The organism is Pseudidiomarina xizangensis, assembly GCF_052541995.1.
The window spans coordinates 670188-690181 of record NZ_JBOBQA010000001.1; the positions used below are offsets into that span (position 1 = coordinate 670188).

A 19994-nucleotide genomic window follows, 5' to 3' on the forward strand; every position below is an offset into this window, starting at 1 on the left:
GCGGTAAATTAGACTTCCATCAAGTCGCGTTCTTTTTCCGCTAGTAATTCATCGATTTTTGCTACGAAAGTATCTGTCAATTTCTGGATATCATCGTTACCACGATGTTCCTCATCTTCCGTGATTTCTTTCTCTTTTAATAATTCTTTAAGATCGCTGTTAGCATCGCGACGAATATTACGGATCGCAACGCGCCCTTGCTCTGCTTCAGCGCGAACAATTTTCACCAAATCGCGACGACGTTCTTCCGTCAATGCCGGTAATGGAATGCGAATTACAGTTCCTGCTGCCGCTGGATTTAATCCCAAATCAGAGGTCATGATCGCTTTTTCAACTGCACCACTTGACGACTTATCGAATACTGTCAGCGCCAAGGTGCGCGAATCTTCAATGGTGATATTAGCAAGCTGTTTCAGCGGTGTTTCAACACCGTAATAGTTAACCGTCACGCTATCAAGCAAGCTTGGATGCGCGCGCCCTGTGCGGACTTTTGAGACTTGTGAACGCAAGGCTTCGACAGTTTTTTCCATGCGTTGCTTGGCATCTAATTTAATTTCGTTAATCACTGTGCTTTCCCTTTTTAAATTCTTGATTACAACCGTTCTAGCATTTCTTCGCTGGCGATTAAGGTACCCTCTTCCGAGCCCATTATAACCGCTCGCAGCGCACCTGGCTTATTCATGTTAAATACCCGAATCGGTATTTTGTGATCCCGAGCCAAGGTGAATGCGGCAAGGTCCATCACTTTCAACTGTTGTTGCAGTACGTCATTATAACTGATTTGCGAATAGAGTTGTGCATTGCTGTCAGTATTCGGATCAGCAGAATAAACGCCATCTACTTTAGTGCCTTTCAATACCAGCTCAGCTTCGATTTCGATGCCGCGCAAACACGCCGCAGAATCAGTCGTAAAAAACGGATTCCCAGTACCCGCGCAGAAAATCACAACTCGGCCTGACTTAAGTAAACTAATCGCATCAGCCCAATTGTAACTATCACAGACACCATTAAGTTCAATCGCCGACATCAATCGTGCATTAACAAAAGCCCGGTGCAACGCATCACGCATCGCCAGGCCGTTCATCACTGTCGCCAACATTCCCATGTGATCGCCGACCACTCGATTCATACCCGCTTTCGCTAAGCCTTCACCGCGAAACAAGTTACCACCGCCAATGACCAGTCCAACCTGTACACCGAGTTCCACCAGTTCTTTTATTTCATGAGCCATACGATCGAGAACTTTTGCATCGATACCAAATGGTTCTTCGCCCATTAATGCTTCGCCACTTAGCTTTAATAAAATGCGTCGGTAGGCCGGTTTAGTGATTGCGGTCATTTGATTGCTCCCTGTGCAGCATGAACGGTGAAATTGAATAGCGTTAAGCGCATAGTCTCACTTTACGCGAAAAAAAACCGCATCCCAACTACATGGGATGCGGTTTCTTTAGCTTTGACTCTGCGTCGTCGATAGCGACATGGGCATTAAGCCTTTTTCGCAGCAGCCATTTGAGCTTGTACTTCAGCAGCGAAATCTTCAGATTTCTTCTCGATGCCTTCACCTACTTCGAAACGTACAAAAGTAAGCACATCAGCACCTTTCTGCTTCAGCAAATCACCAACAGTCATGGCTGGGTCTTTCACAAAAGCTTGACCAGTTAAACTGATTTCGCCAGTGAATTTACGCATACGGCCTTCAACCATTTTCTCAGCGATTTCCTGCGGCTTGCCACTTTGCATCGCGATATCTAGCTGAATTTGACGCTCACGGTCAACAACTTCAGCGTCAACATCTTCTGGCTTCACATACTGTGGAGCACTTGCTGCAACGTGCATTGCCAAGTCTTTCGCGAGTTCTTGATCGCCACCAGTGATGGCTACCAATACACCGATACGACCGCCGTGAACGTAAGCTTCAACCAAGTCACCACCTTCAACAGTGATAACACGGCGAACATTCATGTTCTCACCGATTTTAGCAACCAATGTTTCACGAACTTCTTCAACAGTGCCGTCGCCGATGTTGGTTGCTTTTAGCTTCTCAACATCAGTTTCTTTATTAGCGAATGCTGCGTCGATAACTTTTTCACCAAATGCCAAGAAGTTCTCGTCACGGGCAACAAAGTCAGTTTCACAGTTCAGTTCAACCAAAGTACCGACGTTGCCATCAGTTTTGGTCAAAATGACACCTTCGGCGGCAACACGACCAGCTTTCTTAGCTGCTTTTGCCTGACCGCTCTTACGCATGTTCTCGATGGCGGCTTCGATATCACCATTGGTTTCTTCCAAAGCCTTTTTGCAATCCATCATGCCAGCGGCAGTGCGCTCGCGCAGTTCTTTTACCAGAGCTGCTGTAATAGCCATGTGTAAATTTCCTCTATTCGGATGTTTTATTCAGTTTCTTCCGCTTCAACGAAGTCGTCAGCTTTACCTTCAACAACCGCACCACGTGCGTCGTTTACAGCTGTTGCAGCAGCGTTCAAGTATAATTGCACTGCGCGGATCGCATCGTCGTTACCTGGAATAACGTAATCTACGCCATCAGGGTTTGAGTTCGTATCAACCACTGAGATAACTGGAATCCCAAGATTATTCGCTTCTTTGATCGCGATATGTTCGTGGTCAGCATCGATAACAAACAACACGTCTGGCAAGCCAGCCATGTTTTTAATACCGCCCAAGCTTTTCTCAAGCTTTTCCATTTCGCGAGTGTTTACCAAGGCTTCTTTCTTGGTCAACTTCTCAAAAGTACCGTCCTGGCTCATGACTTCGAGCTCTTTCAGACGTTTGATTGACTGACGAACAGTTTTCCAGTTGGTCAACATGCCGCCCAACCAACGATGGTTGACAAAAAACTGGTTACAGTTGATCGCTGCTTCTTTTACAGATTCAGCTGCTGCACGCTTAGTACCGACAAACAAGATTTTACCTTTGTTTCCAGCAACGTGTTGCAATGAGTTCAACGCGTCGTTGAACATTGGGACTGTTTTTTCCAGATTAATGATATGAATTTTGTTACGCGCGCCGAAAATATAAGGTTTCATTTTCGGGTTCCAGAAGCGGGTTTGGTGACCGAAGTGGACACCAGCTTTGAGCATATCACGCATTGATACGTTAGCCATTTTATCTTTCCTTTTTAAGGGGTTATGCCTCCATACATCCCATAGTTCGACCCGCAGCTTACGCCTTTGAGCACCCCGATCTATGTGTCGATGTATGTGTGTGGTTTAGTTAACTAATGTTTTTGCAATCGAAATTGCGGGCGCTTTATACCATGAAAGAGCCTTACTGCGCAAGCTTTATTGGCGTTCGAAGCGCTTCCCCGACCGGCCCGCAAATGCTATTATACGCGCCATCAAACGACGTTAATGCACGACATAGGACTAGGCATGAGTATTACTATTAAAACGCCGGACGAAATCGAAAAAATGCGCGCAGCCGGTAAGCTGGCCGCCTCAGTATTAGAAATGATCGGACCCCATATTAAAGCGGGGATTACCACAGAAGAGTTAGATAAGATCTGTCACGACTATATTGTCGAACACAACGCCTACCCGGCCCCGTTAAACTACCATGGATTTCCCAAGTCGGTATGCACATCATTAAATCATGTGGTCTGTCATGGCATTCCCAACGAGAAGCCACTGAAAGACGGTGACATTATGAACTTAGACGTTACCGTTAAACTTGATGGTTACCATGGCGACACCTCAAAAATGTTTGTCGTCGGTGAGCCAAGTATTTTGGCGGAACGCTTGATTCGCGTGACCCAGGAATCGCTCTACAAAGCGATCAAGATGGTCCGTCCTGGCCTGCACCTTGGCGACTTCGCCGCGGTTATCCAGCAGCATGCCGAACAACATGGTTACTCTATTGTCCGCGAATACTGCGGCCATGGTATTGGCGCAGTATTCCATGAAGAACCACAAATTTTGCATTACGGTTCGCCGGGTACCGGCGAAGTACTCAAACCGGGTATGTGTTTTACCATCGAGCCGATGGTCAATGCCGGTAAACGGCAGACCAAGTTGTTGCGTGATGGCTGGACCGTGCTCACCAAAGACCGCAGCTTAAGCGCACAATGGGAACATACCCTGTTAGTTACCGAAACTGGCGTTGAAGTACTTACGTTGCGCAGCGATGAGGACTTTCCCCGTGTTATCGAGCATGCGGAAGCCTCTTAATGACCAGCTCGGTAGCTGACATTCATTGGCCCAGTCCGATCACCGTAAGCGCTGGGCGAGAGTGTTTGGAGCGCTATCAGCATTGGTCAGCAGAAGCTTTCGTGACCGCAGACATTGAAAGCTTACTGACTGATCGTAGCGTGTTCATCGACACCTTGTTGTGCCAACTCTGGCAACAACTCGGCTTAGCAGAAACCGAACTAGCTCTCATTGCAGTTGGCGGCTACGGCCGTGGTACTTTGCATCCCCACTCCGATATTGACTTGCTGTTCCTGCACAAAACGGCTTTGTCGCCATCGACCCAAGATGCCATTGCTACGATGATTCAGATGCTTTGGGATCTGCGCCTCGATGTCGGCCACAGTGTGCGAACCCTTGAAGATTGCGAGCGTGAAGCTGGCGCCGACACAAGCGTCGCCACCAGTCTGCTCGAGCAACGCTTTATCAGTGGTAACGCTGATTTAGAGCAAGGGTTACGGCAACTTATCCACAACCGTTTTCCGTGGACCAGCGATCAGTTTTTTCACGCCAAGCTAGCTGAACAAAATGAACGCCATCAACAATTTCATAGCACCTCATATAACCTTGAACCCAATATTAAAAGTAGCCCTGGTGGACTGCGCGACATACAAACCATAGGCTGGATTGCCAAGCGTCATTTTCATACGCAAAGCGATGAAAGCCTGGTTCAGTACAACTATATCAGTGCGGCAGAGCTACTCGAACTACGTGAATGTCAGGAGTTTCTGTGGCGCATTCGTTTCGCCCTGCATCTCGAAGCTGATAAAAAAGAAGATCGCCTATTATTTGATCATCAGCCGGCTGTTGCTGCACGCATGGGTTATGAAGGTCGCGGCAAAGCGGCGGTTGAAGCCATGATGAAAGATTATTTTAATGCCGTCGTTGATGTCAGTGAATTGAACGACATGTTGCTGCAATTTTTTGCCCAGACCATTCTTAGCAGTGCCAAAGACCTGAACACCTTTACCATCGATGAAAACTTTAAGGTTCTCGGAGAAAGCATTGCCGCACAAAGCGATACCGTATTTGACCAACCCGAGCATCTACTCGAATTGTTTCTGGCTATAGCTGAACATCCAGAAATAGGGTATATCCGTGCCCATACCATACGCTTATTACGTAATGCGCGACGTGAACTGAGCGCCCCACTCAGTGATTCGCCGCAATGCCGCGAATTATTTATGCGCTTGCTCAGACATCCGCGTGGTTGTGGCCTCGCATTCGAACTCATGCACCGCCACAAGGTCATGGCACACTATTTGCCGCAGTGGGCGCAGATCGTCGGACAAATGCAATTTGATTTGTTCCATGCTTATACCGTCGACGAACACACCTTCCGTCTGGTACGTAATCTTTACCGTTACACCCTTGAGAGCGGTGAAGAAGAATTTCCACTTTGCGCCAGCATTGTAGATGACATGGAGAAACCAGAGCTACTGTTTTTAGCTGGCGTATTCCATGACATTGCGAAAGGTCGTGGTGGTGATCATTCCGAGTTAGGTGAGCTCGATGCGCGTAACTTTGGTTTGCAACATGGGCTGGCAGAATCTGACACGGATCTAGTCGCATGGTTGGTTCGTCATCATCTGTACATGTCGGTGACAGCGCAGAAACGCGACATTCATGATCCAGAGGTGATTGAAGAGTTTGCCAATCAAATAGGTAACCAAACCCAGCTCGACTACCTCTACTGTCTCACCGTCGCAGATATACGCGCCACTAATAATAGTTTGTGGAATAACTGGAAAGCGACGTTGCTGGAAAACCTCTACCAGGCAACCAAAAATTACCTGCAACAACAGCAGCCTTCACCGCAACGGGAAATGCGCCAGCGCATTCATGAACATCAGTCGCACGCGATGGCATTGCTGCTAAGCGCAGGTTTTCCAGTAAAACAAGTGCAAGAGCTTTGGTCACGCTTTACGGCGGATTATTTTCTTCGTCATCAGCCAGAACAAATCGCCTGGCATTCGCAGTATATTATGGCGGTCAGTGACGATGAACTGCTGCCACTGATTTTGGTCGGCGATGAAAATCGTCAGGGCACCACGGAACTGTTTATTTATCACCTTGAGCATGAGCACTTGTTTGCGGAAGTTGCGGCGGTGCTGGATCATCAAAATTTAAGTATTCATGATGCGCAGATCCTTGCGACCCGTGACGGCTTTGTCATGGATACTTTTGTGGTGCTGCAAGATGACGGTGACCCCCTGACCGACCCGCGGCACATTGAACGTTTAAAACAAGAATTACATGATGTACTGCGTGCACGGCGACCGGTGCCGAGTAGTCAACGGCGGTTACCGCGCCAGTTACGTAGCTTTAATGTTCCAACCAAAGTCGAGTTTGTGCCCTCGCGTAATGCCCGGCGAACTGCTTTTGAACTTACTGCACTCGATCGCCCCGGTTTGGTTGCGCAAGTAGCCCACGTATTACAACAACTCGATTTAAATATTCTTACTGCTAAAATCTCCACCGTTGGCGAGCAAGCTGAGGATTTATTTATTGTCGCTACTGATGCAAACACGGCATTGAATGACTCCCAGCGGCAAACTTTGCGCGAACAAATAGTGAAGACACTAGACGACGCCTAGGCGCATTAGATTCATAAAGGAAATGTCATGATTGAATTACAACAACGTATCGAAGACGCCTTCGAACAACGTGCCGAACTATCTCCCAAACAAGTACCCGCACAATTGCGTAAAGATTTAGAAAGCGCGATCGAGAGTATTGATAGCGGTACCTTGCGCGTAGCGGAAAAGCTTGACGGCAAATGGATCGTCAATGAATGGCTGAAAAAAGCGGTGCTACTGTCGTTTCGTATTAACGACAACCATTTGATGAATGGTGGTGAAACTCGATTTTTTGACAAGGTCGATAGTAAATTTATCGGTTATGACGATGCCCGTTTCCGTGCCGAAGGTATGCGTGTGGTGCCACCAGCAATGGTTCGCAAAGGCGCATTTATTGGTCGTAACGTGGTACTCATGCCGTCTTACGTTAACATCGGCGCTTATGTTGGCGAAGGCACTATGGTCGACACCTGGGCAACCGTCGGTTCGTGCGCACAAATCGGTGCCAACGTGCATTTGTCCGGTGGTGTTGGCATTGGTGGTGTACTTGAGCCTTTGCAGGCGACACCGACCATTATCGAAGATAACTGCTTCATTGGCGCACGCTCGGAAATCGTTGAAGGTGTGATCGTTGAAGCAGGAGCGGTGATTTCTATGGGCGTTTACATTGGCCAAAGTACCCGTATCTATGACCGTGATACTGGTGAGATCCATTATGGCCGAGTCCCGGCAGGTGCTGTAGTTGTACCTGGCTCTTTACCGAGCAAAGATGGCAACTACAGTTTGTACGCCGCTATCATCGTCAAGAAAGTCGATGCCAAAACACGCGCCAAGGTTGGTATTAACGAACTACTGCGTTCAGTCGATTAATTAGACGACTGGAATGCCCGCACTAACTCGTCAGGCACAGGCAGTTCAAGTTGAACTGCCTGTTGCGTATGTGGATGCTGGAATTGCAGCGAAGTTGCAGCGAGTAAAAGTCGCTGGCAGCCAAAGTGCTCACGAAAAAATCTATTATGCCGACCGTCACCGTGATTGGTGTCACCAATAATCGGATGGCGCAGGTGTGACATGTGGCGCCGTAATTGATGTTTCCGGCCAGTTTTCGGCTGCAGGTGCATTAGCGAATAGCGGCTGGTTGCATGCTTCTTGCTGACTGCGAATGACAATTCGATTTGCGCCAAACACTGGTAATCAGTTACCGCTGGCTGGGCAGCTTTCTCTTGCTCTGCGTATTTATCGGCAATTTTATCCAACTCTTCACGCAGTGGGTAGTCCAAACTACCGTCACCCAGAAAGCCCCGAACCACTGCATGGTAACCTTTACGCACCTGGCGGTCGGTAAATGCAGTCGTCAATAGACGTGCGGTGTCTGCGTCTTTGGCAAACAGCAAGATACCTGAGGTCGGGCGATCGAGGCGATGCACCGGATAGACCCGCTGGCCAATCTGGTCACGTACACGCTGCAGGGCAAATTCAGTCGCTCCTTTAGCGAGCCAGCTACGGTGCACCAGTAGACCACTGGGTTTATCGATAGCTACAAGGTAAGCATCGTCATAAACGATGTTAAGATCAGGCATCTTCGGCCAGCGGATCCGTTCCACTTAGCAGAATATCAAACTCGCGTAGAATAATAATCAAGCCTTCATGATTATCTAACTCATTGCGATAGACATGTGCAGCCATAGGACTTACCGCGATGTTTTGCGGCAACGGGTGTTCCCCGTCAATAACATCCCACATGCGCGGCAGCATAATAAATTGCAACCACTGATGGAAATCCAGTTTATCAATGGCAAAAGGTTCGCTGCTCTGCAATTCGTGCGCAGCAGGATACTCACTTTGCCATAATCCCAGGCCATTCAACTCGGCCTCGATGCGTTCTAACAAACGCGCAGCACGTTGTCGTTGGTCCATTACTACCTCCACGACCATTTAATCGTTATAATGGCGCACATCTTTCAGCAAAATGAAGCCCGATGCAAGTTTAATGAGTATATCTACCTTAACGCAATTACTTCACGAAGGGCAAAGCAGCTACCTTTGTTACGATTTAGGCCGTCTGGTACAGCCTATCAGCAACGCTGATTTCGCCGCGCTCGAACAGCAAGCCATGCCCTATCCTTATCCGGTTCAGGGACACGCCTGTTTCGCCTTGGTGTTCTGGCCTAAACTGGCCGACAACGATCAAGATCCCTATTTATGGTTTTTGAAATTCCCAATTGATGAACGCGGTTTGCTAGAGCAAAGTAGTGTTTATGAATTTATTACCCAAGTGATTACCCTGCTGGGCCAGCAAGTAACGCATGCCTTGACCGAAGCGCAAGAGCAACAGTTACAAACGAGCGCTTATTTGTTTACCCCCGCGGAAGACAAGCGCGCGGCTTTGCATGCCCAACTAAGCTTGCGCTGGCAGCGGCCGCCGTCGGTACACTTCGAGTTAGCGCAAAGCAATCTGGAGGTTCCTGACCAATGGCAACACGTTGGTGTACAAGGTCTGCATGAAGTTTGCGCGCGCTTGGCTGAATTACCCGCCAGCCAAGATGCTATCTGTACTAACTTCGTCAGCTATCCAGCGCCGTTACGTCAAGCATTGGCCATTGCTTTGGAGCATCAGCAGTTGCCTGTTGCAATGGTCGAATCGCTGGCGACTCAGTTGCAGCAACAATCCGCTGCAACCGAACTTCGTTGCGATTTATTACGTTCGCTGGCAGGTCAGGTACCCGCGGCGAGTTCTGCTGCAGCGATTACACACGTGCTACAACAAGCCTCAGCGGATGAGGTAGTGATTTGTTGTGCGCGCCTGTGGCGGGCGTTCGACCCCATGACTGAGCATGCAGTGCCGTTGGAGCGTCTACTTAGTGCCATGGCACAACAACCAACGCAAGTATTCGCAGCGCTACTGACTGATCTTTTGCGCCTGCCGAGTTTACGGCCGCATCTATTGATTTTGCTACAACGCGATGATTTGTCCCAGCAAATTCGCCAAGCCTGGCAAACATTTACGGGAGCCCACTAAGTGGTGTTATTTGACGCGATTTTACTCATAGGGATTGGCTTTATTGGACTGCTATTTTGGCAAGGCCGCCGGCAAGCCGAGCTGGCACGCGTGCATGCGCAACGCTATTGTAAGCAACATGAGCTGCAGTTTCTCGATATTGCCTGGCAAGGAGGACGTATAGCACGTCGTGGACGCCATATCGGTTGGCTCAGTCACTATGAGTTCGCCTTCAGTAGCGACCGGGAAAGTCGTTACGAAGGCGACGTGGAAATGCTTAACTTACGTTTAGTTACCATTCAAACACCAGCTTACCGACTACCTGAGTGATCTTTGCCAGCGCCGAGGCTACGACGTAAAAATTCGGCGTACATGACCCAGTCACCTAACAGCGAATACCATGGATGCTTGAAGGTGGCTGGCCTATTATGCTCAAAAAAGAAGTGCCCGGCCCAGGCAAAACCATAGCCCACCACAGGCACAGCAAGTAACCACCACCATTGTTGCAACGCCAACGCCGCGATAATTATAAGTACCGCCAGCGTGCTACCAATATAATGGAGGGCGCGACATTTAGGGTTCGCGTGTTCCGTCAGGTAATAGGGGTAGAACTCGCGGAAAGATTTAAATTTTTTACTCGCATCGTTAGCCATAAGCCACCTCAGAAACAGTCGCCTCACTGCGATAAAAATACAGCTCCCCGTCGACATTACCAATGGTAAGTTGCGTAACCAGCTGGTAATCATGTTGAACAAACAACTGCTTATGGTGAGATTGCGTCACCAGCACCGCAATCCCCTGTGAACTTGGTGCATCAGTCAGCGCTTGCTGCGCGGCTTGCACCAAAACGTCGCCCCAACCTTGTTGTTGGTAGCGCGGACTAACCGCAATAAATGCCAGCATATGATAATGATTAGAACCTAATTCCTTTTCGATGGCGGTTTGAATCCGTTGTTCTTTATCGACCAGTTGTTTAGTGCTCACATAACCGGCGGTCAGTAACATCTTCAAACGCCAATGCCAGTATCGTCCTGGCCCAAAGCTTTTACCGGGCTCTGTTAAACAGGCAACGCCAAGCAAACTATCGCCAGAAAACACACCAATCATCGGCTGTTGCGCTTCCCAGAACGCCGCCAGTTCTTCACGAATGGCAGCCCGCAGACGTTTTTCGTAGTCGGCTTTGTTGGCCTGAAATAATGACATCAACAATTGATCGTCATGATAAGCCTGATAAAGCAACGAAGCAGCTAACTTTAACTCTTCGGCCACTAAATAGCGTAATTCGCCAGTGAGGGAAGCGGTTGCGGGTTGTACAGTGTTTGCGGTTGTCATTGTTTTACCTGAATTACCTCAGCGTTACAGAGAGTTGCAACGTTCAATGCTTACAAACTAGCCGATTGCCGCGTCGTTTTCTACCACTCTTGGGGTACTTTTTGCTAAAAATTCCGCCAACGTCGGTGCCAGGATTTCGTGCTGCTGTAGGCCAACAAACTCCAAACCCACGACACCTGTTTGATTATCCAGCGTAATCAGCAAGTCATCTGATTCTTCTGCTAACCCCAAAAATAACGTGATGGGTTGCTTTAAGCGCCGTTTCATAAGCACGTGACCCGCTTGGTTGGCGAGCATACGATCAGCATCATCGTCGCCATGTAAATGTAACAACCAAAGCGGATGCTCGTCCCAAAGTACCGCCAAATCAGCGCTAAACCAACGCGAAAAATACGCCACAAAATCTTCATGAAACGGTTCTTCAAGCGCATTCACCAAGTCGCTAAAATCTAACGCTCGCTGCTGCCGAACGGGTTGCCAGCTCACAGTATCGTCGCTGCCAACAGCAGCCGTATAAATTGGCGCCTGCCATGCATCATTGGCTTCGGTAATCAGGGGTACCTTGGCCGCTTCATAGGCGGCTATATAACGGGCGATTAAATCATCTAAAGCTTCGGTGATCGTCATTAATATCTCTCGCGTAGGTTATGGGCATAAATTGCTACGCAGCGCTTGGTGCGCAAACTAGCATCTCAAGAATAGCAGCGGTACAATGGACGACTGACTTGGGTCGACTGATTTGACCGAATTGACTGCCAAGCCAAATTATCCCTAAGTGTAACAAGGTAATGAAACGCAATGAAGCAAACTCCTGCAGAACATTCACTGGCGCACCTTGAATTAGGTCAAGCGACCCAGTATCCCGAACAATACGATGCAGGTTTGCTAAAGGCGGTACCGCGGCAACTCAATCGCAGCCCTATTGGGATTGGGGAAAATACGCCATTACCCTTTCATGGTGACGATTATTGGACCGCTTATGAAATCTCTTGGTTGTTACCCAACGGCCTGCCACAAGTCGCAATTGGCTATTTTACGATGCCCTGTAGCAGTCCCCATCTCGTTGAGTCCAAGTCGTTCAAGTTGTACCTCAACAGCTTCAATGGCAGTCAATGGTCGACTTGGGATGACGTCCAAACCACATTGGAACGTGACCTAAGTGATTGTGCCGGAGCAGCCGTTAAGGTACAACTAGTTGAATTAGATAATGTGCAGCACGCCGTGAGCGGCTGGTCTACTGAATCCATTGATAACAATGACATTGCAATAACCAGCTATGATTACGCGCCCAGCTTGCTACAGCATGCTGGTGACGCTCGGGTGACCGAACAATTAAGCAGCCATTTACTAAAATCAAACTGTTTAATTACCAATCAACCTGATTGGGGCTCACTTTATATTCATTACCAAGGTCGAGTGATTGATCGCGCAGCTTTACTGCGTTACATCGTGTCATTCCGCAACCATAATGAATTTCATGAGCAATGTGTTGAACGTATTTTTATGGATTTGGTTCAGCGTCTCGACATCGAAAAACTTACGGTGTACGCACGCTATACCCGGCGCGGTGGGCTCGATATCAACCCCTTTCGCTCAAATTTTGAAACGGCTCCAGCAATGACGCGATTGAGCCGTCAGTAAGTACAAGAAGAAAAGGAACTAGAATGAAAGTAACTATTTCTCCACGAGGCAGCATGAGTTTGCTGTCGCAACTGGAAATTGACCGATTACAAGAATCAAGTGACGAACAATTATACCGTTTATTTCGTAATTGCTGTCTGGCTGTGTTAAACGCTGGCAGTACCACCGACAGCAGTGAAGAAATTTTCGAAAAATACCAAGACTTCGATGTTAATGTTCTTAAATGTGAACGTGGGGTTCAACTCCAACTGGTGAACCCACCTGCCGAAGCTTTCGTCGACGGCAAGTTGATTGCCGGTATGCAAGAACTGGTCGAAGCTGTTTTACGCGATATTCTGTTCACCGGTGAACGCTATAATGCGCAAACGTTGGACTCTGCCGACACCCATACCCTTACCCACGTGGTCTTTGATATTCTGCGTAACGCACAGGTGGTACAACCTAATCGCGAGCCCAACATTATCGTCTGTTGGGGTGGTCACTCGATTAATGAGGTGGAATATAAATACACCAAAGAAGTCGGGTACCATCTTGGTCTGCGGGGCTTAAATATTTGTACCGGTTGTGGTCCCGGCGCAATGAAAGGGCCGATGAAAGGCGCAACCATTGGCCATGCCAAACAACGAATACCTGACGGTCGCTACTTAGGCTTTACCGAGCCGGGCATTATTGCTGCCGAGCCACCAAATCCGATTGTTAACGAGTTAGTAATATTACCGGATATCGAGAAACGCCTTGAGGCTTTTGTGCGTTGTGCACACGGTATCGTTATTTTCCCAGGTGGCGCAGGCACCGCTGAAGAATTGCTCTACATTCTCGGTATTCTCATGCATCCGGCCAATGAACGCCAAGTGTATCCTTTGGTATTGACCGGACCAGCGAGTAGTAAAGCCTACTTCGAAGCCATTGATGACTTCATCGCGGCAACCTTAGGTGACGAAGCACGTAAGCTTTACACTATTATTATTGACGATCCAGTGGCAGTAGCCCGCCACATGTGCGATGGCACCAATGACGTGAAAGAATACCGCCGTGAAACTGGTGATTCGTACTGCTTTAACTGGACCTTACATATTGACGAGCCGTTCCAACGACCCTTTATTCCTAATCACGATAATGTGGCAAACCTTAATCTGCACCGTAATCAAGAGCCGCAATTACTGGCAGCTGACTTACGTCGCGCGTTCTCAGCGATTGTTGCCGGTAACGTTAAAGATGAAGGCATTCGCGCGATTCGTGCTCATGGGGTGTTTGAAATTCACGGTGAACGTGAAATGATGCAGAAGCTCGACGTGTTGTTACAGGCATTCGTCGAACAAAGCCGGATGAAATTACCTGGTTCAGTGTATTATCCGTGTTATCGAGTGATCACCGATTGATGATCGGGTGAAATGCATTAAAAGCGAGGCGCTGTTATGTCAAAAATGATGAAAATAATACTGATTGGCTTTGTCATTTACCTGACAGCAACAGCGCTGATCTTAGCAGTTTATCAGGCTGACCCAGACAACATGAGTTGGCAGGAACGCGAAACCTTTAACTTGAAACAGATTGGTCGGCTGGATCTCGGTATTCCGAAAGAAGATGTCATCCGCCTGCTCGGCTCGCCAGATATAAGTGAAGCCAAGTCGACAGCGACTGGTGAAGAAGTTTTAGTCTTGTTTTATCGTACCCATCACGTCAAATCTGATGGCATTACGACGCGTGACGAGTGCACCCCGTTGCTGTTTAAGAACGGCTCCCTAATTGCCTGGGGAGCCGATGCTTATCAAGACTATCAAGACTCTTAGGCCAGCGGGTTAAAGCCAGCGCAAGTGTACCGTGATTTCTTCACGGTCATGATAAAGCTGTTTAGCTTGTAACTCGAGACGGCCACGGCCCTGTTCCATCAGGGTTTGCTTAATCTGTTCCAGATACTCCGATACCGCCGCATAACGGCGTTTCATCGGCAACTTCAAATTAAAAATGGCCTCTTGGCAGTCACCTTCCACTAACCAGTCAGTTATTAAAGCACTGACGCGGGAAGGCTTTTCAACCATATCGCACACCAGCCAAGTCACATTTTTCTTTTTTGGCCGATATTTAAAGCCGTCTTCTTTAATATGTTTCACCTGTCCGGTGTCCATTAGGCTCTCAGCCATAGGACCGTTATCAACCGCTTGCACCATCATTCCGCGGCGCACCAGCTGATAAGTCCAACCGCCAGGCGCGGCACCCAAATCGACGGCATTCATGCCAGAACTAATACGTTGTTCACGCTCATGTGCTGGCACAAACACTTGAAAGGCCTCATCGAGTTTCAAGCTAGAGCGACTCGGTGCATCACTTGGCATGCGTAAACGCGGAATACCCATCAACCAAGGGGATTGGTTAAAGCTAAAGGAAAAACCGATAACCACATGACTGCTGGAAATAAAAAAAGCATGCAAGGTCGGCCGGCGATCGCTTTCTTGCGTGGTCATCCAGCCAGCTTTTCGCAGTCCCTGCCGCAATGGCACGGTAAACTTCCGACAGAACTTTGTCAGTTCTTTACCTTCGTTGGTGTCCGGGGTTTCAACCCGCAAGTCACCCGCAGGCTTAATGGCACTGAATACTTCCTGCAAGCCTTCGTCAAGCAAGGCAAGTTGTACCGCAGACACGCGGTCTTCACTGGGTAAGTCGTTCACTTCTGCCAGAATCGCAATAAATTGACGGGTAAAGATCAATTCGTTCAAGATTAACTTTTTCGCTAGGTGCTCCGCTTCTTCCGCCGCACAACGATAAATCACGTAACCCTGATTCGCTTTGGTCTGACAATAGCCAAAGCTGCCCAACAGAGCAGTTTTATCCTGCAGCTCCGCGGCACAATCACTCTCAAAGCCAGGCCGACAGTAGGCTAATAATCCACTCATGTTCTCTCCGTAATAAAAGTGCGCACCGTATCGATGGCCTCTTGCCACAACGCACGGCGTTCCAGACCACTGCGTTTAGTCGGCTCAAAGCTATGATCACCATAGCCAAGCCAGTGCACGGCGATGGTCTCCGGTAGTTGGTAACTTGCAACTTCCGCAGGTTTACCAAAACCATCACGCTCGCCTTGTATGATCAGATTCTTGTCACAACTGTTACGAAGATCTGTCACTCGTAACTTTTCGGGCTTACCCAACGGATGGAATGGAAAACCCAAGGCAATTGCGGCGCAAGCGTTAGCTTCATCAGCAAGTCGAAAGGCAACCCGCGACCCCATAGATTTTCCCATCAGAATTAGTGGCTTACCATCGTCGAATTGCTCAATAACCGTACGCATGCAATGCTCGAGCTGCGGCATTGGATTCGGTGGTCGACGCACACCGGTATCCATAAATTTTTGCCAATAAGGGAAGTTGAAACGGACCACGTCGATATCGTTCATCGCTAAACCTAGCGCAACATACTGCATGAAATCGCTCTGTAAACCTGCGCCCGCGCCATGAGCGAAAATCACTCGCACTGAACCATCAGGATTATCACGTTGCATCGCGACGCGTTGTGAATCATTCATAAGCGTCTTCTTCCTCTTCGACTACGTTAAGCAGCCAATTGCGAAAGGTGGCGATTTTACCTATTTCTGACTGAGAGTCACGACAAACTAAATAAAATGATTTTTGCCGTGGCAAGGCCTCCGGAAATATCTGAATCAAATGGCCAGAGTCAATTTCCGGCTTCACCAAAACATTATTTGCCAAAGCAATGCCCTGACCATGAACCGCGGCTTTCAGCGCAAGATTAGAATGACTGAATATGGGCCCATTATCGCCTTTATTTTTATCGATGCCCACCAGCTTAAACCAGTCCTTCCAGGCGTTACGCGTCTCGTCGTGCAATAAGGTCTGGTTTAGCAAATCTTTTGGTTCTCGCAACGGTTTAGAACCGTTCAACAACAGAGGTGAACAAACGGGCAACAGAAACTCATTATGCAATTTATAGGCTTTTAAGCCCGGCCACTTGCCCGAACCATAATAAATCGCAACATCCACATCGTCTGTCAGCGAGCCATCAACTTCATCCACCGCACGGATCCGTACATCGATTTCCGGACACGCTTCGCGGAAACGACTCAGACGTGGCACAAACCATAAAATGGCGAAACTCGGCGGTAAACTAATGGTAAGAGAGCCTCTTTCAGAGGCACTTTTCAGGCGCTCTGTTGCTTGCACTAAATGATCGAAAATCTCTTTTAACTCAAGGTAATAGGTTTGCCCTTCGGGGGTAAGTAACAGTGAACGATTACGCCGGATAAACAGCTTTACCCCCAAAAATTCCTCTAAGGCTTTAACTTGATGACTGACCGCCGCCTGAGTGACAAAAAGTTCATCCGCAGCACGGGTAAAACTTAAGTGTCGAGCAGCAGCCTCGAAAGCCTTTAGCGCATTTAATGGGGGTAATTTTCGCATGTTTAGTCGATTATAGTCGGACGCCTCCGTCTATTTCTAACACACGTCCACTGAAAAAGTCATTTTCTATGATGTAACGGGCACTGTGCGCAATTTCGTCGGGCTGTCCCCAACGACGCAATGGCACCATGCTCAAGGCGCGTTCAATGGCCTCTGGTTTCATTTGTGCAGTCATAGGTGTTTCGATAAAGCCCGGTGCAATGGCGCCACAACGAATGCCGAAGCGACCTAATTCGCGAGCCCAGGTGACCGTCATCGCAACCACTCCGGCCTTGGTTGCTGAGTAGTTGGTTTGGCCCATGTTTCCGGCCCGTGCAACACTCGAGATATTGATAATCACTCCACCATTGCCCGCTTTAGCCATATGCGCTGCGGCTTCACGGCCACACAAAAAGCTGCCGGTCAGGTTCACGTCGAGCACCGATTGAAATTGCTGTAATGGCATTTTATGCGTGATTTCACCGTCTTTGCACTTAATCAACAAACCATCACGCAAGATACCTGCGTTATTAACCAACACATTGATACCACCGAAGTCCGCATGAATAGTTGCAAATATTTCCTCAACAGCTGCTTCATCAGTCACATTAGCTACGTAACCTTTAACTTTCTTTGCGCCTTTATCAACACAAATTTGCTCAGCTTCGTGCAGAGTTTCCTGATTCATGTCGATGAGCGCCAATGCAGCGCCTGCTGCTGCGAAATGTTCCGCCATGGCACGGCCTAGCCCTTGGGCTCCGCCAGTAATAACTATTGTACTTGATGCAATATCCATCGATTGCTCCTACTTCTTCATTTGTGGCGTAACATACTTGAAAATACTCGAGAAGTCTTCACGACCATGTCCAAGTTGTGCCCAACTGCGGTACAAGTTTAAAGTTAACGAGCCCATTGGTGTACTCGCTCCGCTGCGCAGAGCAGCTTGTTGCGCCAAGCCCAAATCTTTTGCCATCAGATCGACCAGGAAGCCGCCCTGATAGTCATTACTTGATGGCACACCATCCATGACGCCAGGACACGGGTTATACACGTCTAGGGTCCAGTTGCTTCCGGAACTTTTTTGCATGATTTCTGATAAAACTTTGGCATCAAGACCATGCGCAATACCGAGTTGCAGTGCTTCTGAGGTTCCCGCCATCAGCACTGAAAGCAGCATGTTATTACAAATTTTCGCTACCTGACCTGAACCTGCATCACCAGCACGGAACACGTTTTTACCCATTGCACTAAGCACCTCTCGGGCACGGTCAACTGCGGCTTCAGTCCCACCACAGATAAAGGTCAGCGTCCCCGCTTTGGCACCACCGACACCACCGGAAACCGGTGCGTCGATAAAGCCAATATCACTTTCAGCTAACTCCGCCGCCACTTTACGGGCTGTTTCGGCACTAATGGTGCTGCAATCGATGACCAAGGTGTTTTTGTCCAGTGAGTTTTTCAGGCCCTTTTCACCTAAATAAACACCCTCAACATGATGATCGGCCGGCAGCATCGAGATGACAAAGTCAGCACCATCAGCGACGCTGTGTGAGTCACTTGCGACCGCACAGCCCACTTTACGCGCCTGCTCAAGCGCAGCTTCAGAAAGATCAAATACCGTCACTTGATGACCGGCTTTAACCAGATTGGCAGCCATTGGGCCACCCATATTGCCTAATCCAATAAACCCTACTGTTGCCATAAGATTCCCCTTATTATCCTAAATCAGCGAGCGGATGCTCTGCTTGCGACCACGGTGAAGTGAAAAAACCATCCACTTCTTCAGCAGCAACCTCTGCAACCGAGGCGTGTTGCCATTTAGGTTGTTTGTCTTTATCAATCAGCAAGGCACGAATACCTTCTGCAAAATCACCTCGCGTCGCGCACTTAACTGACAAGGTAAGCTCAAGTCGGAAACAATCCGCAAGTTGCAGGTCTTTACCCACATGCAACTGATTCCACACGATATGGGCTGTCATTGGACAACCGCCCGCCAGAGTTTTACTTGCCCGACTCAACCATTTATCGTCGCTTTCCAAACTGGTTATTGCGTCCGTTACCGCTGCAATCTCGTCAGCTGAGGTGAGTTCCTGAATCAACTGATGATGCGGCTCGACCTGAGCAGCAGGACGCAACTTACTATCAGCTTCACCGCAATGCGCTAACACGTCAGTGACTTTTTGCTGATTCAAACTAGGGGTTTCGCCCCATTGCACCTCTGCTAAAGCATCCAGCACCTTAGTCTTGCTTTCGCTGGCGACAAAATGATCGGCAAGCTTCAGAAACAATGCGTCACTGGCATTCATTTGCGCACCCGTCAGGCCTAAAAACAGACCACAGCCTTGCGGCATCTGGTTGAGGAAGTGCGTGGCGCCGACATCAGGATACAAACCGATAGTGATTTCTGGCATAGCCAGCAACGAACGTTCAGTGACCACCCGATGGCTTGCACCATTCATTAGCCCCATTCCGCCGCCCATGACAATGCCGTCACCCCAGACTACAAAAGGTTTTGGGTAGCTATGAATGGTGTAATCAAGCCGGTATTCCTGGCTAAAGAAATCAGCCACTTCATCCACCAGTTCACCCGGCTGATCGCGCATCGCGTTGTACATAGCGACAATATCGCCACCGGCGCAAAAGGCTTTTTCACCTGCACCTTCCAGCCAGACACAAGCAATCTCAGGATCGCCCGCCCAGTTATCGAGCTGCGGTTGCAACTGCTGAATCATTTCCAGACTCAGCGCGTTCAATGATTTTTCAGAGTTTAACCGGGCAATGCCAAGGCGTTTTCCACAGGCGGTTTGCCGTTCTTCGAACTGAACCACTGTACTCATGATAATTCCTTGTT

The 19994-nt window shown here is 48.6% G+C and carries 23 protein-coding genes; 8 read left to right on the plus strand and 15 right to left on the minus strand.

The features are described 5' to 3' along the window. Window positions 1–8: 8 nt before the first annotated feature. The 4 genes from frr to rpsB all read right to left on the minus strand — a co-directional run bounded on the left by frr (window position 9) and on the right by rpsB (window position 3122). Window positions 9–566, minus strand: coding sequence for a ribosome recycling factor (gene frr / locus ACQ5ES_RS03135; protein WP_445014500.1), 558 nt, complete (start codon window positions 564–566; stop codon window positions 9–11). Window positions 567–592: 26 nt separating this feature from the next. Next, window positions 593–1339, minus strand: coding sequence for a UMP kinase (gene pyrH / locus ACQ5ES_RS03140; protein WP_445014501.1), 747 nt, complete (start codon window positions 1337–1339; stop codon window positions 593–595). A 146-nt stretch (window positions 1340–1485) separates the two neighbouring features. Beyond that, window positions 1486–2364 (minus strand): translation elongation factor Ts, encoded by an 879-nt coding sequence (gene tsf, locus ACQ5ES_RS03145; RefSeq protein ID WP_445014502.1) that lies wholly within the window; start codon window positions 2362–2364, stop codon window positions 1486–1488. Between the two features lie 26 nt (window positions 2365–2390). Further along, window positions 2391–3122, minus strand: coding sequence for a 30S ribosomal protein S2 (gene rpsB, locus ACQ5ES_RS03150; protein WP_445014503.1), 732 nt, complete (start codon window positions 3120–3122; stop codon window positions 2391–2393). Between the two features lie 267 nt (window positions 3123–3389). Between rpsB and map the strand changes: the two genes are divergently transcribed. From map to dapD, 3 genes are read left to right on the plus strand one after another with little or no spacing between them, the layout of a single operon-like run. Then, window positions 3390–4184, plus strand: a complete 795-nt coding sequence (gene map, locus ACQ5ES_RS03155) for a type I methionyl aminopeptidase (protein ID WP_445014504.1) — start codon at window positions 3390–3392, stop codon at window positions 4182–4184. Further along, window positions 4184–6799 (plus strand): [protein-PII] uridylyltransferase, encoded by a 2616-nt coding sequence (glnD, locus tag ACQ5ES_RS03160; protein ID WP_445014505.1) that lies wholly within the window; start codon window positions 4184–4186, stop codon window positions 6797–6799. Before map ends, glnD begins: the two co-directional genes overlap by 1 nt. Window positions 6800–6826: 27 nt before the next feature. Beyond that, the gene (gene dapD, locus ACQ5ES_RS03165; RefSeq protein ID WP_445014506.1) at window positions 6827–7651 is read left to right on the plus strand and encodes a 2,3,4,5-tetrahydropyridine-2,6-dicarboxylate N-succinyltransferase; all 825 of its coding nucleotides are present in this window, start codon (window positions 6827–6829) and stop codon (window positions 7649–7651) included. On the opposite strand, the gene truC is transcribed toward dapD, so the two are convergent. Beyond that, on the minus strand, window positions 7648–8361 hold the full coding sequence (truC, locus tag ACQ5ES_RS03170; RefSeq protein ID WP_445014507.1) for a tRNA pseudouridine(65) synthase TruC: 714 nt from the start codon (window positions 8359–8361) through the stop codon (window positions 7648–7650). The two genes, dapD and truC, sit on opposite strands and share 4 nt — an antisense overlap. Then, window positions 8354–8698, minus strand: coding sequence for a YqcC family protein (locus tag ACQ5ES_RS03175; RefSeq protein WP_445014508.1), 345 nt, complete (start codon window positions 8696–8698; stop codon window positions 8354–8356). The genes truC and ACQ5ES_RS03175 overlap by 8 nt, the downstream gene beginning before the upstream one ends. Before the next feature lie 73 nt (window positions 8699–8771). Between ACQ5ES_RS03175 and ACQ5ES_RS03180 the strand changes: the two genes are divergently transcribed. Continuing rightward, entirely contained in the window at window positions 8772–9800 is a 1029-nt protein-coding gene (locus tag ACQ5ES_RS03180; protein WP_445014509.1) for a DUF3549 family protein, read from the plus strand. Continuing rightward, window positions 9801–10109, plus strand: a complete 309-nt coding sequence (locus tag ACQ5ES_RS03185) for a DUF3301 domain-containing protein (RefSeq protein ID WP_445014510.1) — start codon at window positions 9801–9803, stop codon at window positions 10107–10109. Here the strand turns inward: ACQ5ES_RS03185 and ACQ5ES_RS03190 are convergent. Genes ACQ5ES_RS03190 through ACQ5ES_RS03200 form a run of 3 tightly spaced genes read right to left on the minus strand, consistent with a single transcriptional unit; the run spans window position 10091 to window position 11738 of the window. Then, window positions 10091–10432, minus strand: a complete 342-nt coding sequence (locus ACQ5ES_RS03190; protein WP_445014511.1) for an Mpo1-like protein — start codon at window positions 10430–10432, stop codon at window positions 10091–10093. The two genes, ACQ5ES_RS03185 and ACQ5ES_RS03190, sit on opposite strands and share 19 nt — an antisense overlap. After that, entirely contained in the window at window positions 10425–11111 is a 687-nt protein-coding gene (locus ACQ5ES_RS03195) for a GNAT family N-acetyltransferase (protein ID WP_445014512.1), read from the minus strand. Before ACQ5ES_RS03195 ends, ACQ5ES_RS03190 begins: the two co-directional genes overlap by 8 nt. 57 nt (window positions 11112–11168) lie before the next feature. Continuing rightward, window positions 11169–11738 carry a SecY-interacting protein Syd gene (locus tag ACQ5ES_RS03200; RefSeq protein ID WP_445014513.1) on the minus strand — a complete coding sequence of 190 codons (570 nt, stop codon included), beginning with the start codon at window positions 11736–11738 and terminating at the stop codon, window positions 11169–11171. 171 nt (window positions 11739–11909) lie between these two features. On the opposite strand from ACQ5ES_RS03200, the gene queF reads away from it, so the two are divergent. Genes queF through ACQ5ES_RS03215 form a run of 3 tightly spaced genes read left to right on the plus strand, consistent with a single transcriptional unit; the run spans window position 11910 to window position 14542 of the window. Further along, on the plus strand, window positions 11910–12752 hold the full coding sequence (gene queF / locus ACQ5ES_RS03205) for an NADPH-dependent 7-cyano-7-deazaguanine reductase QueF (RefSeq protein WP_445014514.1): 843 nt from the start codon (window positions 11910–11912) through the stop codon (window positions 12750–12752). Window positions 12753–12775: 23 nt separating this feature from the next. Next, window positions 12776–14131, plus strand: coding sequence for a nucleotide 5'-monophosphate nucleosidase PpnN (gene ppnN / locus ACQ5ES_RS03210; RefSeq protein WP_445014515.1), 1356 nt, complete (start codon window positions 12776–12778; stop codon window positions 14129–14131). A 36-nt stretch (window positions 14132–14167) separates the two neighbouring features. Then, window positions 14168–14542, plus strand: a complete 375-nt coding sequence (locus ACQ5ES_RS03215) for a DUF3192 domain-containing protein (protein WP_445014516.1) — start codon at window positions 14168–14170, stop codon at window positions 14540–14542. Between the two features lie 9 nt (window positions 14543–14551). On the opposite strand, the gene rlmM is transcribed toward ACQ5ES_RS03215, so the two are convergent. Genes rlmM through ACQ5ES_RS03245 form a run of 6 tightly spaced genes read right to left on the minus strand, consistent with a single transcriptional unit; the run spans window position 14552 to window position 19980 of the window. Next, complete coding sequence (rlmM, locus tag ACQ5ES_RS03220; RefSeq protein WP_445014517.1) at window positions 14552–15643, minus strand: 23S rRNA (cytidine(2498)-2'-O)-methyltransferase RlmM; 1092 nt, start codon at window positions 15641–15643, stop codon at window positions 14552–14554. Then, entirely contained in the window at window positions 15640–16272 is a 633-nt protein-coding gene (locus ACQ5ES_RS03225; RefSeq protein WP_445014518.1) for an alpha/beta family hydrolase, read from the minus strand. The genes rlmM and ACQ5ES_RS03225 overlap by 4 nt, the downstream gene beginning before the upstream one ends. Then, the gene (locus ACQ5ES_RS03230; RefSeq protein WP_445014519.1) at window positions 16265–17164 is read right to left on the minus strand and encodes a transcriptional regulator GcvA; all 900 of its coding nucleotides are present in this window, start codon (window positions 17162–17164) and stop codon (window positions 16265–16267) included. The genes ACQ5ES_RS03225 and ACQ5ES_RS03230 overlap by 8 nt, the downstream gene beginning before the upstream one ends. 10 nt (window positions 17165–17174) lie before the next feature. After that, window positions 17175–17939, minus strand: coding sequence for an SDR family oxidoreductase (locus ACQ5ES_RS03235; RefSeq protein ID WP_445014520.1), 765 nt, complete (start codon window positions 17937–17939; stop codon window positions 17175–17177). Window positions 17940–17948: 9 nt separating this feature from the next. Beyond that, entirely contained in the window at window positions 17949–18845 is an 897-nt protein-coding gene (gene mmsB, locus ACQ5ES_RS03240; protein WP_445014521.1) for a 3-hydroxyisobutyrate dehydrogenase, read from the minus strand. Window positions 18846–18858: 13 nt separating this feature from the next. Further along, on the minus strand, window positions 18859–19980 hold the full coding sequence (locus ACQ5ES_RS03245) for an enoyl-CoA hydratase/isomerase family protein (protein ID WP_445014522.1): 1122 nt from the start codon (window positions 19978–19980) through the stop codon (window positions 18859–18861). Between the last annotated feature and the right edge of the window lie 14 nt (window positions 19981–19994).

Bases quoted from the DNA above. Each gene is read 5' to 3' on its own strand.
- pyrH (WP_445014501.1), bottom strand. From the start codon at position 1,339: ATGACCGCAATCACTAAACCGGCCTACCGACGCATTTTATTAAAGCTA.
- tsf (WP_445014502.1), bottom strand. From the start codon at position 2,364: ATGGCTATTACAGCAGCTCTGGTAAAAGAACTGCGCGAGCGCACTGCC.
- rpsB (WP_445014503.1), bottom strand. From the start codon at position 3,122: ATGGCTAACGTATCAATGCGTGATATGCTCAAAGCTGGTGTCCACTTC.
- map (WP_445014504.1), top strand. From the start codon at position 3,390: ATGAGTATTACTATTAAAACGCCGGACGAAATCGAAAAAATGCGCGCA.
- glnD (WP_445014505.1), top strand. From the start codon at position 4,184: ATGACCAGCTCGGTAGCTGACATTCATTGGCCCAGTCCGATCACCGTA.
- dapD (WP_445014506.1), top strand. From the start codon at position 6,827: ATGATTGAATTACAACAACGTATCGAAGACGCCTTCGAACAACGTGCC.
- truC (WP_445014507.1), bottom strand. From the start codon at position 8,361: ATGCCTGATCTTAACATCGTTTATGACGATGCTTACCTTGTAGCTATC.
- ACQ5ES_RS03175 (WP_445014508.1), bottom strand. From the start codon at position 8,698: ATGGACCAACGACAACGTGCTGCGCGTTTGTTAGAACGCATCGAGGCC.
- ACQ5ES_RS03180 (WP_445014509.1), top strand. From the start codon at position 8,772: ATGAGTATATCTACCTTAACGCAATTACTTCACGAAGGGCAAAGCAGC.
- ACQ5ES_RS03190 (WP_445014511.1), bottom strand. From the start codon at position 10,432: ATGGCTAACGATGCGAGTAAAAAATTTAAATCTTTCCGCGAGTTCTAC.
- ACQ5ES_RS03195 (WP_445014512.1), bottom strand. From the start codon at position 11,111: ATGACAACCGCAAACACTGTACAACCCGCAACCGCTTCCCTCACTGGC.
- ACQ5ES_RS03200 (WP_445014513.1), bottom strand. From the start codon at position 11,738: ATGACGATCACCGAAGCTTTAGATGATTTAATCGCCCGTTATATAGCC.
- queF (WP_445014514.1), top strand. From the start codon at position 11,910: ATGAAGCAAACTCCTGCAGAACATTCACTGGCGCACCTTGAATTAGGT.
- ppnN (WP_445014515.1), top strand. From the start codon at position 12,776: ATGAAAGTAACTATTTCTCCACGAGGCAGCATGAGTTTGCTGTCGCAA.
- ACQ5ES_RS03215 (WP_445014516.1), top strand. From the start codon at position 14,168: ATGTCAAAAATGATGAAAATAATACTGATTGGCTTTGTCATTTACCTG.
- rlmM (WP_445014517.1), bottom strand. From the start codon at position 15,643: ATGAGTGGATTATTAGCCTACTGTCGGCCTGGCTTTGAGAGTGATTGT.
- ACQ5ES_RS03225 (WP_445014518.1), bottom strand. From the start codon at position 16,272: ATGAATGATTCACAACGCGTCGCGATGCAACGTGATAATCCTGATGGT.
- ACQ5ES_RS03230 (WP_445014519.1), bottom strand. From the start codon at position 17,164: ATGCGAAAATTACCCCCATTAAATGCGCTAAAGGCTTTCGAGGCTGCT.
- ACQ5ES_RS03235 (WP_445014520.1), bottom strand. From the start codon at position 17,939: ATGGATATTGCATCAAGTACAATAGTTATTACTGGCGGAGCCCAAGGG.
- mmsB (WP_445014521.1), bottom strand. From the start codon at position 18,845: ATGGCAACAGTAGGGTTTATTGGATTAGGCAATATGGGTGGCCCAATG.
- ACQ5ES_RS03245 (WP_445014522.1), bottom strand. From the start codon at position 19,980: ATGAGTACAGTGGTTCAGTTCGAAGAACGGCAAACCGCCTGTGGAAAA.